Genomic DNA, 16,707 nt, shown 5'->3' on the forward strand with positions numbered 1-16,707 from the left:
CAGGCCTATGAAAGCAAAATGGCCATTCTTTGTACTCTGCCTTTTATTTATATCTGAGGCAGCATTTTCTCAAACCTATCTGGTGGTGAGAAAGAAGGGTTCAATGCGTAAATACGAATACTTTGCTGGTTCTAAAATTGTATACAAACAAAAAGGCCAAGAGGTTTTCTTTAGCGACCGAATTACCGAATTTGCCGACAGCACTTTGGTTTTAGAGAATAACATTCTTCATACGAGCCAAATTACAGAGATTGACGTAAGAGGTGCTGAATCTAACCGTTCACAATTTTTGAGGGCATCCGAAACCCTTTTACCAACTGTAGGGATTGGACTAATGGCCATTGACTTGTTCAATCACACTGTAGTAGATGGACAAAAATTTTCATTAGACCGCAGCACAACAACTACAGCAGGCATTCTTGTAGTTACAGGATATACCATGAAACTAGTAAGAAGAAAAAAGGTAGACCTCACCAACCCCAAATTCGAAATCTATATTATTGGGTTGAAATAAGTTAAAAATCTATCACCACACCAAAGGTCGGAATGGTAGAGCCGTTATTGGTATCTGGAATTTCAATCAGATTTCGTGGCATAGTGACTTCACCATCATCATCTAGATCCAGGCCATACTGAGGTGCTCGGGGCAATTTACTTCCCAGCAGGTTGGTCACTTCAATGTACAAATTGAGTGACCATTTACTGTAGTTCCATTTCTTATCAATCCTAATATCCAAAGAATTATAAGCTCTTAAGCGCTCATCCCCAAGTCTATCATAGTCATTAATTATGGTTGGGTATGAATCTTCGGTAGCCTCAATATCCACAGGAACAAAAGGGGCTTTACCCAGAAAACGGTTCCGAATCCCTAGTTCCCAGTTATTATTTAGTTTATAACCACCCGTGAAGGTTAATAAATGACGATTATCCCATAAGGCTGGGCGATAACCTGTATCATTCAAGTCGGTATATTCACTCCAAAAAAGGGTATAGGCCAAAATGCCGTAGAATCGTTTGTTAAGCTTTTGCTGATATAAAAACTCCGCTCCATAGGCACGTCCTTTCCCTATGCTAGAAATATTCTCGCTACCAAACACTTCGAAATCACCACCTAAATTAGCCAAAGAAACTCCGTCCCTAATGGATACAGGGTAATTTGCATAGCGCTTGTAGAACCCTTCAATCGTAAATCGGGTAGACAACCTAGGCAAGTACTCTAAGCCCAATACATAATGGTCCGTTCGAATGTAATCGGCATCTTGGTTCACAAACTCACCTGCATTATTCTGGAAACCCAAAATGGTGTATGGAGGTATCTTAAAATAGCGACCGGCAGCAGCATTAAGCGTAAATTTTTCAGACAACCGATAAGCTAAGGAAAGCCGAGGAGAAAGGTGTGCGATGTCATTAAAGCCATTATCGGTAAATGAATCAGCATCATTCCTGATTCCAAATGAGGCTTCTAACCTATTGTCGAAGAATGTTCTGGCAGCCTGTATAAAAAGCCCATACTTAAAAAAGTCAATCTCAGAATTAAAATTAAGCCCATTATCGTTATCAAAAGTGGTGTTCTCATAAGCCGACTTTTGAAGGTTTAAGCCAAAAGACAATGACCAATCACCCAAAAATTTAGTGGCTTCAATCCTTAATTTTTGCTCGGATTCTCTAGAATTATTACTGAACAGCAAGCCAGTTTCATTGATGTTATCTTCATACCTCACAAAATCATTATTCAACACATTTGCACTAAGGGTTGTCCTTAAAAAGCCATTGTTCATCTTATGCCTCCAGCTGAAGCCCAATGTGGAAGTCCATTGTTTGATAATGGCAATTTGATCTAAAGTAGCTTGCTGTTCTTCAGTAATGTCATCGGGAGTGTTTACACTGAAGTCATCAATAGAGCCTACTCCAATCAATGAGATCTCATTCTTATCATCAATCTTATGATCTACCTTGTATTGATAATCCCAGTAGTCTGGTAAAAACGGAAGGTCAATCAATTTGAAAAGGAACTGTAGGTAAGATCTTCTAGCAGAAATAATAAAGGTAGTTTTCGCTTGCTCGTCTTCTTTAGGCAAAACCAAAGGCCCTTCAAAAGTCAGTGCGGCTTCGCTGGCGCCAAGTCTAAAATTGAGGTTCCTGTTACGTGAGTTTCCGTTACGCTGATTAAACTGTAAGACCCCAGAAAGGGCATTGTCATACTTGGCGGAAAACGAGCTGGTGCTCAACGTTACATCTTCGATAAACGATACATTGAGTAAACCCACTGGCCCACCAGCACTACCTTGAGTAGCAAAATGATTGATATTAGGAATCTCAACTCCATCTAAATAATACACGTTTTCGCTAGGTGCTCCTCCTCTGATGATGATGTCGTTTCGAAAACCTACTGAACCAGAAACGCCAGGCAAAGACTGAACTACTTTAGCGATATCGTTATTTCCGCCAGGATAAGTAGCTATTTCTTCTCTCGAAAGGCTCTGGATAGAGTTCGGATTCTCTATTCTAGAGGGGAAAGGACTGGCCGTTACGACTACTTCCCCCAACTCATCCTCGATCTCTTCTAGCTCAAAAATCAATTCGGCATTACCGGCAGAACGGACAATCACATTGAATTTAACCTGAGGTTTGAAACCTACAAATCGCGCTTCTACTTTATAGGTTTGTGTGGGGACCTTCTCAATTTTAAAGAACCCATTCGCATCTGTAACAGCACCCAAACTGGTTTCTGCCAAACTCACCGTAGCGCCAATCAATGGTTGTTGGTCTTTGGCCGAATAAACGTAGCCTTGAAGTGTTGTTTGTGTTTGCCCGAAGAGTTGAATAGAAAAGCTTAAACCTAAAAGAAGGAAAGCATAAAAACCTGACTTCATAATCATCTGTTACCTGTATTTCTTTAGGTGTTTGTATAACACCTGCATATCCTTAGGGTAATCTGCTTTTACAGTAATTTGTTCAGAAAAATTATTGAAAGAGAGCGCGTAAGCGTGGAGTGCAAAACGTTGGATCACGGGTCTTTCCTCCTCTTCTCTTTTCAAATTGAATTTTTTCTTGAGCTGCGAAAGAAATAACGGTTTTCCACCATACATTTCATCATTAATGATTGGTGCCTTTAAAGTAGCCAAGTGAATTCTGATTTGGTGCATTCGACCAGTGATAGGTCTACACTCAATCAGTGAATTAGCCTTAAAATTCTCAAGTGTTGTGAAATAGGTTTCGGCTTCTTTCCCCTTTTCTTTATTAATCACCACAATCCCCTTATCCAAAGGCAAAATGGACAGCGCTACTCGTTCTTCTCTAAACTCAGTAAGCCCATCCACAAAAGCATGGTAAACTTTGTTGATGTTCCTTTTTTCAAACTGAATAGAGGCATGACGGTAGGCCTCGGGCCCTTTGGCCAACAGTAGACAACCGGAAGTATCTTTATCTAATCTATGACAAACCGAAAGGTGTTCTGAATACTCTTTAGCAAGTTTTTGAACATTTTTCGGGTCATTTCGGTCATCGAGTGAAGCCATGTGCGCAGGCTTATTAATCACCAAAAAATGATCGTTTTCGTAGCAGATTAAATCTTCAAATATAATTTTCATGAATGGGTAAAGTCTGGGTAATGGGCTTAATCCTCAGATTCAAATTCGTCATCCTCTGTCGAATCTAAATCTTCTTCTTTCGACAAAGGTAATTTAAAACTGAATGTAGACCCCTTCCCAAAGGTACTTATCACCGATACTTTGGAATTATGGGCTTCCATAATGTGTTTCACAATGGCCAAACCTAGGCCCGTTCCACCTTTTCTGCCTTTAGATCGGCTTTTCTCCACCCTAAAGAAGCGTTCAAAAACTCGTGATAAATCTTCTGGGGGAATGCCCATTCCGGTATCTCTCACCGACACGGTTACATGGCCCGAGGAAACACTAAAACCAAGGATTATCTCACCCTCATCGGTATACTTATTGGCATTGGACACCAAGTTAGTCAACACTCGATAAATCTTCTCCGAATCGGCATACACGAAAATGGGATGGTTGTACTCTTGGTCGAAGCCAATATACAGCCCCTTCCTTTCTACCTTATTCTCAAACTGATCTAATACTTCAGAAGCCATTTCAAGGATGTCAAAATGTTCAAAGTGCATTTTGGTTTCTCCTAATTCAATTTGAGAAAGGGTAAGTAAGTCATGAATCAGAGCGTCTAGGCTGTCCAAGCTTTTTGCTGCCCTTTTTAAAAACTTGATTCTTACTGTGCTGTCATCAATTGCACCATCCAAAAGCGTATGCACAAAGCCCTGCGCAGCAAACACTGGTGTCTTTAATTCGTGGCTTACATCTGCTAAAAACTCCCTTCGGAAAGTTTCCACTTTTTTAAGTTCCTCAATCTCTCTTTGCCTACCCATAGCATAGGTGAAGATCTCCTGATTGATCCTTTTTAATGGATTAAGGTGTTTACGCTCTTCTTCCTCTTCGATAAATGAAAAGTTCTTCTTTCGGATTTTATTAAGCACCTCATAAATCTTACTGATTTCCTTAAATACCAGAAATTCGAAAGTAACGTAGGTGAAAATATAAGTGGCCGCAAACGAAATCAGGCCCCCAATAATGAGTGCCTGAACTGGTACTTCTGAAACCAAAGACAGAAATGCTGTGGTAATAAGACCTACAACAAAGGCCAAAAGCAATGCAACTGCCTTGGAATTAAAAAGCATTGTTAATTAGATTCAAACTTATAGCCCACCCCTTTGACGGTAGTGATGTATCCATCTCCTATTTTCTCGCGCACCTTTCGGATGTGAACATCCACAGTTCTGGCCAACACATACACATCTGTTCCCCAGATGTTCTGCAATAAGTCATCGCGACTGAAAACTTTGTTAGGATTTTGAGCAAGGAAATAAAGCAATTCGAACTCCTTTTTAGGAAGCGTAAATTGGTTGTCAAGGATCGTTACCGTGTAACTGGTCTTGTCAATCGTAAGATCTCCAACGGTTACTTTTGGTGTAGATTTTCCTTTCTTTTCTTTTCTGAAATGAGCACTGATTCGGCTCATTAATGCGCGAGGCTTAATTGGCTTGGTGATGTAATCATCGGCACCAGCATCAAATGCGGCCACCTCAGAATATTCTTCAGCCCTAGCCGTCAGGAAAGTAATATGAGCATTCACCATTTCAGGGAGTTCCCTGATTTGTCGGCAAGTTTCTACTCCATCTTGGTGGGGCATCATAATGTCTAACAAAACCAATTCTGGCTGAAATGCCTTTGCGATTTGCACTCCTTTTTTGCCATCTTCAGCTACTTTCACTTCGTAGCCCTCTTTTACAAGGTTGTATTTAAGTAGTTCAAGGATATCCGGATCATCGTCTACCACTAGTACTCGGTGGTTTTGCTTAGCACCCATAATTCAAAAATTAGTATTTACCTCGGTTCGATATGGGCAAATATATCTAAAATTTAAGAGCCCAATCTTAAAAAAAGCAGATTTACTGAACAATCGACAACGGATGTCGCAGGTTCTTTACACTCTTGACGTCAACTTCTAAATAGCCGACAAATATTTTGGCTTGAAACTTTAAAGGGATCTTATTTAGGTCGTCCGACAACCACACCTTTAAAGTGTTATCTTCTTCAAAAAGACCGTCCTTTTTCATAATCGGAACCAGAATCAAAGCATTCACCTTTCCCAGTTTAGTTTTCACTACTTCCCTACCCATAAACTTAATACTAAAGGGCTTTTCCTTGTCATCAAAAAAGGTATTGATGGTGATAATCTCACCGACCTTAATTTTATCGAAATCAATCATCCGCAAATAATAGTAACCACTCACCATGTCCTGCATTTCGTTGGTGGTCATATCATGCTCAATTTTTTCTTTGAGTTGCCTGTTCTCTTTCTCAAGCTTGGCCACAGTCACTCTCTTATCACTCTGATCGAAATAAAGGATTTCATTTTTACGGAATCGACCTTCAGAAATAAAGCGATAGAATTGATGAGGCACATTACGTGTTGTATCAAAATAAGTACCCCAGTTATCTCTCACTGGCGAAAAGAAATCAAAAAGTCCTGATGTGTTTGCAAAGACATCGATTTTGAATGTCGGCCTGCCTTTCATGGTATAGATAATGTCACTAATCTTCAACTGAGCTTCTGCAGCTTTTATAAAACCAACGGTCGCTTTTAACTCAATTTCTTCACCCGGATTAAAGGGCCTTTCCTTGGCTAGCAGATAACCTTGAGCGGTCATTTCTAAAGAAAGAGTCGTTAAGAAAAATATGAGGAGTAAGTGCTTCATTCCATTTTTTATACTCCCTTTGACAAACGCCATACCAAAAACTCAGATTATAGTGAAGGATACTTTGATTTAAGGTACTCAAGATAACGTCTTAAATCACCTTGATACTTCAAGTTTAATTCGTCCCGCAACACTTGTTGCTGTGAATTATACCTTAAATAAGACATAAAAAACGTATTATTCGGGACATAAGTCTCAAAAAAATCTTTATACACTTCCGACTTGAAATCTAGCAAACCAAAGTCCGTTCTGATCTGATCAATTTTATTTTTCTTCAATTCCTTTTTCTCCGCTATTGGCAAATCCTTCACGGAAGTATAAAGCGAATCTAACGATTTAGCAGCCTCTAGAATATAGGCTTTGAAGAGTTCTTCGTCTGCAATTTCACTTTGGTATTGAAGCACTTCTGGAGCACCTTCTCCATATTTAGAACTGAGATACATAACGGCTCCCCTGTCGCCAATAAACGAAGCCAAATTTTCATTGAAGGTAACTGAGTCTTTCACGAATAAAGTGCCGTGCGTAAGTTCATGAATTAATAAGCTTGCCAAATCTCCTTCAGAGCGATTCAGCATATTGGAAAGAATAGGATCTTTGAACCAACCCAAAGTAGACCAGCCCCCAGCAGTTCTTAGCCCTACATCTAAACTATCTTTCGCTTTAATTTCATTGGCCAAGTCCACCGCCTTTTGCCGATCGAAAAATCCTTTATAGGGAAAACTACCTACAATTGGGAACTTCCAGGTTTTAGGAGTGAAGCTGTAGGGGTCGCAGGCCGTCACCACATACATGGATGCTTTACCTTGCTGATCAAATATCTCAGTGTAATTTTCAGAGTAATTAACCCCAAGCGAATCGAAAGCAAAAGATCTGATTTGATTTACCAAAAGTGCCTTTTGCCTAAGCGAGTCTGGAGTAGATGGATTAGCAATAAACTCATCTAGCGGAACCGTATTATTCACTACATGTAATTGCCCTTTCAGTTGAAATAAGCCATATCTGATCAACTGGAAGTTCCATATGCAAAAGACGATGATCAGTGCGACCACTCCTAAACCAATCCTTTTTAACCACTTCTTCATACCAAATATTCACACGAAAATAAGCCTTATTTATTGAAAAGTTGAGTTGTGAATTGAAACCATTCCCACTATCTTCACAAACTATTCTGAACAAAATACCCAATCAATAATGAGTGATAAGTCTGAAAAATTAAAAGCATTACAATTAACCATAGATAAACTCGAAAAGTCATACGGCAAGGGTGCCGTAATGAAACTGAGCGATGATAAGGTGGTTGATTTGCCTTCTATCTCAACCGGTTCTTTGGGATTAGATATCGCCTTAGGAATTGGTGGAATTCCTCGCGGAAGAGTCGTTGAAATATATGGCCCAGAATCTTCTGGTAAAACTACCCTCTCTATGCATTGTATTGCAGAAGCACAAAAAAAGGGAGGGTTGGCCGCTTTTATTGATGCGGAACATGCATTTGATAAAGGATATGCTGAAAAGCTAGGTATTGACACTGAAAACTTACTCATCTCTCAACCAGACAACGGTGAGCAAGCCTTAGAGATCGCTGAGCATCTTATTCGCTCTGGAGCCATAGATATTATTGTTATTGACTCCGTAGCCGCCTTAGTTCCTAAAGCGGAGCTTGAAGGAGAAATGGGTGATAGCAAGATGGGGCTACAAGCCAGATTGATGTCTCAAGCCTTGAGAAAATTAACTGGAGCAATTAACAAAACAGGTTGTTGCTGTATTTTCATTAACCAGTTGAGAGAAAAAATTGGTGTAATGTTCGGAAACCCAGAAACGACTACGGGTGGTAACGCACTAAAATTCTACGCCTCTGTAAGGCTTGATATTAGAAGAATTGGGCAGATTAAAGAAAGTGCCGACAATATTCTAGGTAACAGAACCAGGGTTAAGGTAGTGAAGAACAAAGTAGCACCTCCGTTCAAAGTAGTTGAGTTCGATATCATGTATGGTCAAGGAATTTCTAAGGCTGGTGAAATAATCGACATTGGTGTTGAAATGGAGATTGTGAAAAAGGCAGGCTCTTGGTTCTCCTACAATGGCGAAAAGCTTGGTCAGGGTCGTGATTCTGTTAAATCCTTAATTGAGGATAATCCAGAATTAATGGACGAGTTGGAAAGAAAAATCAAAGCCAGAATTAATGGTGAAGATGTAGCTGAAGAAAAACCAGCAAAAAAATAAGCCCCGTTAAAAAGTAAAAAGGCCGAATCGCATCATGCAATTCGGCCTTTTTTTATGTCTTAGTACGGAGTAATTAACCCGCCCTCATGGCCTCCACTGGATCTAATCGAGCTGCTTTGGCAGATGGCACTATTCCAGAAACCACACCAATCACAGACGATACTACTACACCAAGCAATATATTTTTCATACTCAGCGAAATCTCAAGTCCGCCTGCTGGAATAAATGTGAGGAAATACACAATCAAAACTCCAGTTGCTCCCCCAATAAGGCAGAGGAAGATGGCCTCGAATAGAAATTGAAAAAGTATAAAGTAGTTCTTAGCTCCTAGTGATTTTTGAATTCCGATGATCTTGGTTCTCTCTTGTACCGAAACGAACATAATGTTCATAATACCGAAACCTCCTACTAGAATTGAAAACCCACCGATAATCCAACCTGCGTAGCCAACAATATCAAATACTTGCCCGATAGCATCCGCAATAGCCTCTGGTCGGTTCAAGGCAAAGTTTGATTCTTCTTTTGGCTTCAGCCCCCTTACTTTTCTCAGCATTCCCTCCATTTCATTTTGAAGTTCCACCAAGCCAATATCTTCTACATAACCTTTAGCGGCAATCGAAGGACTCACACCAAACCTGCCCACATAAAACATCTTAGTGAACATTTTATAGGGAATATAGATTCTTTCGTCACTACTTGGCGTACCTAAAAGACTTTTTCCTTCTTTGGCCAATACACCAATAACCACCAATTTCTGACCTCGGCTCGTAATGCTTTTACCAATTGGAGATTCAAAGGGAAATAAGGATTTAGCCACCTCATCACCAATAATAGCCACGTTTCGCCCGCTTTCAATCTCATTTGCTGTAAAATAGCGACCATTAAGAATATCAACCTCATATACATCTTTATACTCGTTACTAATTCCATAGATGTTAATACTGTTGATACTACTACTTTTATACTTCATGGTGCTACTTCGAGTACCAAAGAAAGCTACATGACTGGCGTTCTTTAAGTTCGATTTTAAGAATTCGAACTCATCATAAGTATTTGAAGGCCTTCTGAAATAGATATAAAAAGGAACATTGGGATCTCGCTGTACAAAATTCATTTTATCAACAGTCACCACATTTGACCCTAAAAAGGAAAAGCTGTCTTTGATATTCTTCTCTAGTGAGTCCACTACAGTAAACACCGCTATAATTAGCATGATACCAATAGTTACCCCCAATAAGGAGAGCATTGTTCTAAGTAAGTTGGTTGACAGTACTTGCCAAGCAAACCTAATGCTTTCTCCAAGTAGCTTTAAAAACATTCCCACGTGTTGCGTATTTTAAATTAGTGACTTCTGTAGTTTCTTAACAAACGCAAAGAATCGAAAAAAGTAAACAGCTATCAATGCATTTTGGTTAAAAAGATCATTCTTGTTCTTGATCGGGTTTTTGTCCGCCTGAATGGCCAGACCTTTTACCTCTAAAATGAGATTATCAAAAGCTATTGGGGGTTAGACAATTATATACTCCCCTCACCTATGACACTCAGTCATTTATTATTATCTTTGCCAGCTATTTGAAAAAACGCAATTAACGCTAGTAAATAAAGAATGAAGTTATCAGCATTTAAATTCGAGCTTTCTGAAGATAAGATTGCAAAGTATCCTACCGAAAACAGAGACGAGTCAAAATTAATGGTTTTGCATCGCGATACCGGAGAGATCGAACACAAGATGTTCAAGGATATTGTAGATTATTTTGAAGAAGGTGATGTGCTGGTGAACAACGACACCAAAGTTTTCCCTGCGCGCCTTTACGGCCAGAAGGAAAAAACAGGTGCTAAAATCGAGGTTTTCTTGCTCAGAGAGCTGAACCCAGAAATGCACCTTTGGGATGTTCTTGTTGATCCTGCTAGAAAAATAAGAGTGGGTAACAAGCTCTATTTTGGAGAAGGCGAATTGGTTGCCGAAGTAATCGACAACACTACGTCAAGAGGTAGAACTATTCGTTTCCTATTTGACGGAACTGATGAAGAATTTTACAAAACCATCGACACCTTAGGTGAAACTCCGCTTCCACGTACAATCACGAGAGAAACAGAGCCAGAAGATAGAGAGCGTTTTCAAACCATTTATGCTAAGAACATAGGTGCCGTAGCAGCTCCAGTAGCTGGCTTGCACTTCACTAAGCAGGTAATGAAGCGCATGGAGATTAAAGGTATAGACATCGTTTCTGTAACACTTCATATCGGTTTAGGTACTTTCCGTCAAGTAGATGTAGAAGACCTGACCAAACACAAAATGGATTCTGAAAACTACGCCATTATTCAATCTACTGCCGATGCAGTGAATAAAGCCTTAGACAATAAGAAAAGAGTATGTTCAGTTGGAACAACTTCAATGCGTGCTTTGGAATCGTCTGTTTCTGCTGGTGGCCGTTTAAAAGCCAACGAAGCTTGGACTGACAAATTCATTTTCCCTGAATATGAATTCAAAATCTGTAACGCTTTGATTACAAACTTCCATTTGCCAGAATCTACTTTGTTAATGCAAGCAGCCGCTTTTGCTGGTTATGATAAAATAATGAATGCTTATAAAGTAGCTCAAAAAGAAGGATACAGATTCTTCAGCTATGGCGATGCCATGTTGATTATCTAATGTGTAGAAATTAGAGTTTAGATAATAGACTTTAGACAAAGGCCTTCTCTGGTATTATACTGGGGAAGGCTTTTCTGTTATTAGAAGAGCTTGTCGACTTCGGCTTGCTTTTTTTCAAAGGCGTCCAACTCAACTTTGTATTTCTTGAGTAGGTAATTGGTTCTGGCAAAGCGAACCACTGTCATAAGAAAAGCCACAACTGCTCCCCTAGCCATAACCTTCAACAAATCGTTACTCGTGTGCCCTTCCATAGTAAATCCATAAGTGGCAAATTCTATAAACGCCAATATAAACGCAAACACAATGGTGAACATCGCCAATTGCAAAGGCCATTTGCTCTTTTGGCTTTTCTCTAAAAGTAATTGTCGAAGTTTTTTATCTGTAATCATATTCACTAAATTCTGCCCTTGAATAAACCCATTGATACAGAGATAAACATTTCTGAGGTAATGAGCAATTAATTCGTTTTCGTAAATTTAGAATATGCAAAAATACGCCATCATAGTAGCTGGAGGGAGTGGTACCCGAATGAAGTCTGATATTCCTAAGCAGTTTATTGAAATTGGCGGCAAGCCCATTCTGATGCATACCATAGAAGCATACGTTTCGGCCTTTGCAAGTTTAAAGCTGATTTTAGTCCTGCCCGAAATTCAAGTTCCCTTTTGGAGAGGGCTTTGTGAAAAGCATAAATTTACCATCAAGCACCAAATCGTCAATGGTGGCAATAGCCGTTTTCAATCAGTAAAAAATGGACTCAACGCGATTCATGGCAATGGCTTGGTAGCGATTCATGATGGAGTCCGCCCTTTTGTTTCCACCGAAATCATTAAAGAATCTTTTAAAGTAGCCGCAGAAAAAGGAAATGCAGTAACCAGTGTTCTGCTAAAAGACTCCATTCGATTTATAGAGGGCGACAACAACAAAGTGGTTGACAGAAACCAATACCAACTCATTCAAACCCCTCAAACTTTTCAAATCGAACTCATTAAAAAGGCCTTTGAAGTAAAAGAAGACCATGCATTTACCGATGACGCCTCAGTATTAGAGCGCATGGGTGAAAAAATTAATTTGATTGAGGGAGACTACAAGAACATCAAAATCACTACCGCAGAAGATTTAATTATGGCAAACGCCATTCTGAACGGATAACATTCAGTTGAAATGGTGTAGAAAATCATTAACTTATTGGCTTAATTTTTTGATGTGAAGCACTCCAAACTAACACTACTACTGGCCATTATTTTCATTAGCTCTTCTTGCCAAAAGGAAGACGAATGGATCGAATTATTTAACGGCAAGGACTTAGCAGGCTGGACACCCAAAATCCGAGGCTATGAGGCTGGTGACAATTTCGGAAATACTTTTAGGGTAGAAGACGGAATGATCACCGTAGGCTATGACGAATATGACACCTTCAACAACCGTTTTGGCATACTCATTTATGAGAAACCCTTTTCAGAATATTTATTACACATTGAATACCGATTTATTGGCGAGCAAGCCAATGGCGGAGAAGGTTGGGCTACAAGAAATAGTGGAGTTATGCTTCATTCTCAATCTGCTGAAAGTATGGGCCTCAATCAGGATTTCCCGATTTCTCTAGAAGCCCAGTTTTTAGGTGGCTTAGGCAACGGCCCTCGTCCAACCGGCAACCTTTGTACCCCCGGTACTCATGTAGAAATGGACGGCAAGCTGATTGCACAACATTGCCAGACCATTGAAGGACCTACGTTCGATGGCGACCAATGGGTTAGCATTGATTTGTTGGTGATGGGCGATGAATACATTGCGCATATTGTGGAAGGCGACACCGTGATTCATTACTCCAAACCTGTTGTGGGCGATGGAATGGTTTCTGGCTTTAAACCAGAAGTGAAAGTAAATGGCACTCCACTGACCAAGGGTTACATCGGGCTTCAAAGCGAAAGTCACCCGATTCAATTCAGGAAAGTGCTCATCAAAGATTTATCGAAAGATTAATACCTTGTACTACTCAATCTAATATACTGACTATGAATGCAACCAATTCTGGCATCACCACGCGCCTCAGCATAATGATGTTTCTACAATTTTTTATCTGGGGTGGCTGGTTTGTTACCCTTGGCACTTTTTTAGGCAATAACATTAATGCCACAGATGGTCAAATTGCCCAAGCTTTTTCAACTCAATCTTGGGGAGCAATCATTGCCCCCTTCATCATTGGCTTAATTGCCGATCGTTATTTTAACGCTGAAAAAATTCTTGGTATTCTGCATCTTGCCGGAGCCGTATTAATGTATTTAATGGCAGAAACCACCGAATTCGAGGTTTTCTACCCTTATGTACTCGGTTACATGGTCTTATATATGCCCACATTGGCTTTAGTGAATTCAGTGGCATTCAGAACCATGAGTGACCCTTCAAAGCAATTTTCAAGAATTAGAGTTTGGGGAACAATTGGGTGGATTCTAGCGGGTCTAGTAATCAGCTTTATTTTCTCGTGGGACTCACAAGAGTCTATTGCTTCGGGTATGCTGAAAAACACTTTCCTAATGACCGCAATTGCATCGGCAATTTTAGGATTCTTTAGTTTCACTTTACCTAAAACCCCTCCAAGTGTAGTAAAAGGAGAGAAAATAACTCTTAAAGAAATATTAGGACTAGATGCACTCAAGCTTTTAACGAATAAAAACTTTGCTGTATTCTTCTTTTCATCTGTGCTTATCTGCATCCCACTGGCCTTCTACTATCAAAACGCCAACCCATTTTTGGCTGAGATTGGAGTAAGTAATCCAACGGGAAAAATGACCATCGGACAAATCTCAGAAGTGTTGTTTATGCTCCTGCTTCCTATTTTTCTTAAGAAATACGGTATCAAAAAAACCCTCCTTTTCGGAATGTTAGCCTGGGCACTCCGCTATGTGCTGTTTGCTTTTGGTAACTCGGACGAACTCGTTGTGATGCTGATTACTGGAATTGCATTACATGGTATTTGCTACGACTTCTTCTTTGTTTCGGGGCAGATTTATACCGATTCAAAAGCAGGTGAGAAATTCAAGAGTTCTGCACAAGGCCTAATTACCTTGGCCACTTATGGTGTTGGTATGTTAATCGGCTTTTGGGTGGCTGGTCAAATCTCTGAATTCTATACCGTTGGTGATGTTCATGAGTGGAAGAATATCTGGTTATTACCAGCAGGGTTCGCAGTATTGGTATTCTTAATTTTTGCAGCCACTTTTAAAAACGAAGAAATACACTACGAAGAAAAATGAGTCAAAACAAAATTAAGCTAGGGATGATTGGGGGCGGTAGTAGCTCCTTTATTGGGGTAGTACACCGAATTGCCGCCTATATGGGTGAGAAGTACACCCTAGTCGGTGGCGCTTTCGATACTGACCATCAGAAAGCACTTGATTTCGCGAATACACTAGACCTCGATCTTTCTAGAACCTATGCGACCATTGATGCTTTTATAGCAGGTGAAAATAACTTACCAAAGTCGGAGAGAATTGAAGTGGTTGTGATTGTCACACCCAACTTCCTTCACTACACCATGGCCAAGCAATTAATTGAAGCGGGCTTTCATGTAATTTGTGAAAAGCCAGTTACCAACACTACTGCTGAAGCCATAGAGTTAGAGCAATTAGTAACCAAACATAAAGTAGTTTTTGCCTTAACACATACTTATACGGGCTACCCCATGGTACGCCAAATGAAAACCATGATTGCTGAAGGCATGATTGGCGACATTCAAAAAGTAGATGCGCAATATTACCAAGGTTGGATTAACCCAATCATTCACGACAAGGAAAAGCGTAAAAGCGTTTGGCGATTAGATCCCGAAAAAGCAGGACAAAGCTGTTGTATGGGTGATATTGGAGTGCATGCATTTAACATGATTGAGTACACCACAGGTTTAAAAACCACCAAAGTACTCTCAGACTTGAGCACGCTATACGATGACAACGCATTAGACATTGATGGAACGGCTTTATTGCGTTTTGAAAATGGAATTCGAGGTATTGTTAGGGCTAGTCAAATTGCTACGGGGGAAGAAAACAATCTCAAAATTGCGGTTTATGGTAGAACAGGAGCGCTGAAATGGGAACAAGAAAATCCGAACTTCCTTTATTTTTTACAAGAGGATACGCCCGTTCAGGTTTTTAAACCGGGCCATGTTTATAATAGTGATTTCGCTAAAGAAAGCACAAAAATGGCACCTGGCCATCCAGAAGGGATTTTTGATTCTATGGCCAATATTTACAACGGAGCGGCCAAAGCCATTCGGGGTGAAGAATACAGGAAAGGCGCCTTTCCTACCATTCATGATGGGGTAAGAGGAATGAAATTTATTGAAGCGGTTTTGGAATCTACCCAAAACGGAAACAGTTGGATAGAAATAGTGGATGAGCATGAAGACAATTAAAGGACCAGCCATTTTTTTGGCACAATTTGCAGACGATAAAGCCCCTTTCAATTCTTTAGATAGTATTGCGAAATGGGCTAGTGATTTGGGTTATAAAGCCGTGCAAATCCCTACTTGGGATTCCCGCCTGATTGACCTAGACAAAGCTGCCGAAAGTAAAACTTATTGTGATGAGTTGAAAGGTACTTTGGCCAATCATGGTTTAGAAGTCAGTGAACTTTCTACCCACCTGCAAGGACAACTAGTAGCAGTTCACCCTGCTTATGAAGAACTTTTTAAAGGTTTTGCACCAAAAGGAATGAACGCCAAACAGCGAAACCTTTGGGCCATAGATCAAGTAAAAAAAGCGGCTGTCGCTTCTAAGAATTTGGGATTAAAAGTTCATGCTTCGTTTTCAGGCGCATTGCTTTGGCCCTATTTCTATAATTGGCCGCAACGTCCTGCAGGCTTAATCGAAAAAGGGTTTGCTGAACTCGCCAACCGATGGCTGCCTATCCTCAATCATTTTGATGAAAACGGAGTAGACCTTTGCTATGAAGTACATGCTGGCGAAGATCTTCACGATGGCATCAGCTTTGAAATGTTTTATGAGGCTACCGGAAAACACAACCGTGTAAAAATGCTTTACGACCCCTCCCATTTTGTGCTTCAGCAATTGGATTATCTCACTTACATCGATCACTACCATGAGTTCATTGGTATGTTCCATGTGAAGGATGCCGAGTTTAACCCAACAGGGAAATCGGGAGTATATGGCGGTTATCAAGATTGGAGAGAACGCCCAGGACGATTCCGTTCTATTGGCGATGGCCAAGTAGATTTCCAAAGCATTTTCTCAAAACTAACCCAACATGGCTATGATGGCTGGGCAGTATTAGAATGGGAATGCTGCATTAAATCGCCTGAGCAAGGTGCAAGAGAAGGTGCTCAATATATTGATCAATTCATTATTGAAGCCACAGAAAAAAACTTTGATGATTTCGCAGATTCTGGAATTAACGATGAAGAATTTAAAAAACTATTAGGCCTAGACTAACATGAAAAGAACCCAAACCAACGCTCCTTATCCTATTTTGGCTTTTTCACAAAAATGGATTACCAAAGCATTTGTAGGAACACATGCCCTTGCAGTGATTATCTTTTTAC

General features: G+C 40.1%; 16 protein-coding genes. 8 read left to right on the top strand and 8 right to left on the bottom strand.

Going from position 1 to position 16,707, the window contains the following annotated elements; genetic code table 11:
* The first annotated feature begins 7 nt into the window (after nucleotides 1-7).
* Nucleotides 8-514: a hypothetical protein gene (locus AWN68_RS12725; protein WP_068416256.1), complete on the top strand. Its 507-nt coding sequence runs from the start codon at nucleotides 8-10 to the stop codon at nucleotides 512-514.
* Between the two features lies 1 nt (nucleotide 515).
* On the opposite strand, the gene AWN68_RS12730 is transcribed toward AWN68_RS12725, so the two are convergent.
* The 6 genes from AWN68_RS12730 to AWN68_RS12755 form a co-directional block, all read right to left on the bottom strand.
* Nucleotides 516-2,873, bottom strand: a complete 2,358-nt coding sequence (locus AWN68_RS12730; protein WP_068416492.1) for a TonB-dependent receptor — start codon at nucleotides 2,871-2,873, stop codon at nucleotides 516-518.
* Nucleotides 2,874-2,882: 9 nt separating this feature from the next.
* Entirely contained in the window at nucleotides 2,883-3,590 is a 708-nt protein-coding gene (locus AWN68_RS12735; protein ID WP_068416257.1) for an RluA family pseudouridine synthase, read from the bottom strand.
* A 26-nt stretch (nucleotides 3,591-3,616) separates the two neighbouring features.
* Nucleotides 3,617-4,702 (bottom strand): sensor histidine kinase, encoded by a 1,086-nt coding sequence (locus tag AWN68_RS12740; protein WP_068416258.1) that lies wholly within the window; start codon nucleotides 4,700-4,702, stop codon nucleotides 3,617-3,619.
* A 2-nt stretch (nucleotides 4,703-4,704) separates the two neighbouring features.
* Entirely contained in the window at nucleotides 4,705-5,391 is a 687-nt protein-coding gene (locus AWN68_RS12745) for a response regulator transcription factor (protein WP_068416259.1), read from the bottom strand.
* A gap of 82 nt (nucleotides 5,392-5,473) precedes the next feature.
* Nucleotides 5,474-6,283 carry a DUF3108 domain-containing protein gene (locus AWN68_RS12750; protein WP_157716200.1) on the bottom strand — a complete coding sequence of 270 codons (810 nt, stop codon included), beginning with the start codon at nucleotides 6,281-6,283 and terminating at the stop codon, nucleotides 5,474-5,476.
* A 47-nt stretch (nucleotides 6,284-6,330) separates the two neighbouring features.
* Nucleotides 6,331-7,365, bottom strand: coding sequence for an aminopeptidase (locus AWN68_RS12755; RefSeq protein ID WP_068416264.1), 1,035 nt, complete (start codon nucleotides 7,363-7,365; stop codon nucleotides 6,331-6,333).
* 109 nt (nucleotides 7,366-7,474) lie between these two features.
* Here AWN68_RS12755 and recA point away from each other — a divergent pair, with 109 nt between their 5' ends.
* A complete protein-coding gene (gene recA, locus AWN68_RS12760) occupies nucleotides 7,475-8,503 on the top strand; it encodes a recombinase RecA (protein ID WP_068416267.1) in 1,029 nt (342 codons plus the stop codon).
* Nucleotides 8,504-8,576: 73 nt separating this feature from the next.
* Here recA and AWN68_RS12765 read toward each other — a convergent pair whose 3' ends face one another.
* Entirely contained in the window at nucleotides 8,577-9,821 is a 1,245-nt protein-coding gene (locus AWN68_RS12765; protein WP_068416272.1) for an ABC transporter permease, read from the bottom strand.
* A 288-nt stretch (nucleotides 9,822-10,109) separates the two neighbouring features.
* Here AWN68_RS12765 and queA point away from each other — a divergent pair, with 288 nt between their 5' ends.
* On the top strand, nucleotides 10,110-11,156 hold the full coding sequence (gene queA / locus AWN68_RS12770; RefSeq protein ID WP_068416273.1) for a tRNA preQ1(34) S-adenosylmethionine ribosyltransferase-isomerase QueA: 1,047 nt from the start codon (nucleotides 10,110-10,112) through the stop codon (nucleotides 11,154-11,156).
* 80 nt (nucleotides 11,157-11,236) lie between these two features.
* Here the strand turns inward: queA and AWN68_RS12775 are convergent, their stop codons facing one another.
* A complete protein-coding gene (locus AWN68_RS12775) occupies nucleotides 11,237-11,545 on the bottom strand; it encodes a hypothetical protein (protein ID WP_068416274.1) in 309 nt (102 codons plus the stop codon).
* A gap of 94 nt (nucleotides 11,546-11,639) precedes the next feature.
* Here AWN68_RS12775 and AWN68_RS12780 point away from each other — a divergent pair, with 94 nt between their 5' ends.
* The 5 genes from AWN68_RS12780 to AWN68_RS12800 are packed head-to-tail and all read left to right on the top strand — an operon-like array spanning nucleotide 11,640 to nucleotide 16,597.
* On the top strand, nucleotides 11,640-12,305 hold the full coding sequence (locus AWN68_RS12780) for a 2-C-methyl-D-erythritol 4-phosphate cytidylyltransferase (protein ID WP_068416277.1): 666 nt from the start codon (nucleotides 11,640-11,642) through the stop codon (nucleotides 12,303-12,305).
* 54 nt (nucleotides 12,306-12,359) lie between these two features.
* Entirely contained in the window at nucleotides 12,360-13,136 is a 777-nt protein-coding gene (locus tag AWN68_RS12785; protein ID WP_068416280.1) for a 3-keto-disaccharide hydrolase, read from the top strand.
* A 32-nt stretch (nucleotides 13,137-13,168) separates the two neighbouring features.
* Complete coding sequence (locus AWN68_RS12790; RefSeq protein ID WP_068416282.1) at nucleotides 13,169-14,407, top strand: nucleoside permease; 1,239 nt, start codon at nucleotides 13,169-13,171, stop codon at nucleotides 14,405-14,407.
* Nucleotides 14,404-15,561, top strand: coding sequence for a Gfo/Idh/MocA family protein (locus AWN68_RS12795; protein ID WP_068416283.1), 1,158 nt, complete (start codon nucleotides 14,404-14,406; stop codon nucleotides 15,559-15,561). Before AWN68_RS12790 ends, AWN68_RS12795 begins: the two co-directional genes overlap by 4 nt.
* Entirely contained in the window at nucleotides 15,548-16,597 is a 1,050-nt protein-coding gene (locus AWN68_RS12800) for a sugar phosphate isomerase/epimerase family protein (RefSeq protein WP_068416284.1), read from the top strand. The genes AWN68_RS12795 and AWN68_RS12800 overlap by 14 nt, the downstream gene beginning before the upstream one ends.
* The last annotated feature ends 110 nt before the right edge of the window (nucleotides 16,598-16,707 follow it).

The sequence above is a fragment of the Roseivirga echinicomitans genome, from assembly GCF_001592935.1.
Lineage (GTDB): Bacteria > Bacteroidota > Bacteroidia > Cytophagales > Cyclobacteriaceae > Roseivirga > Roseivirga echinicomitans.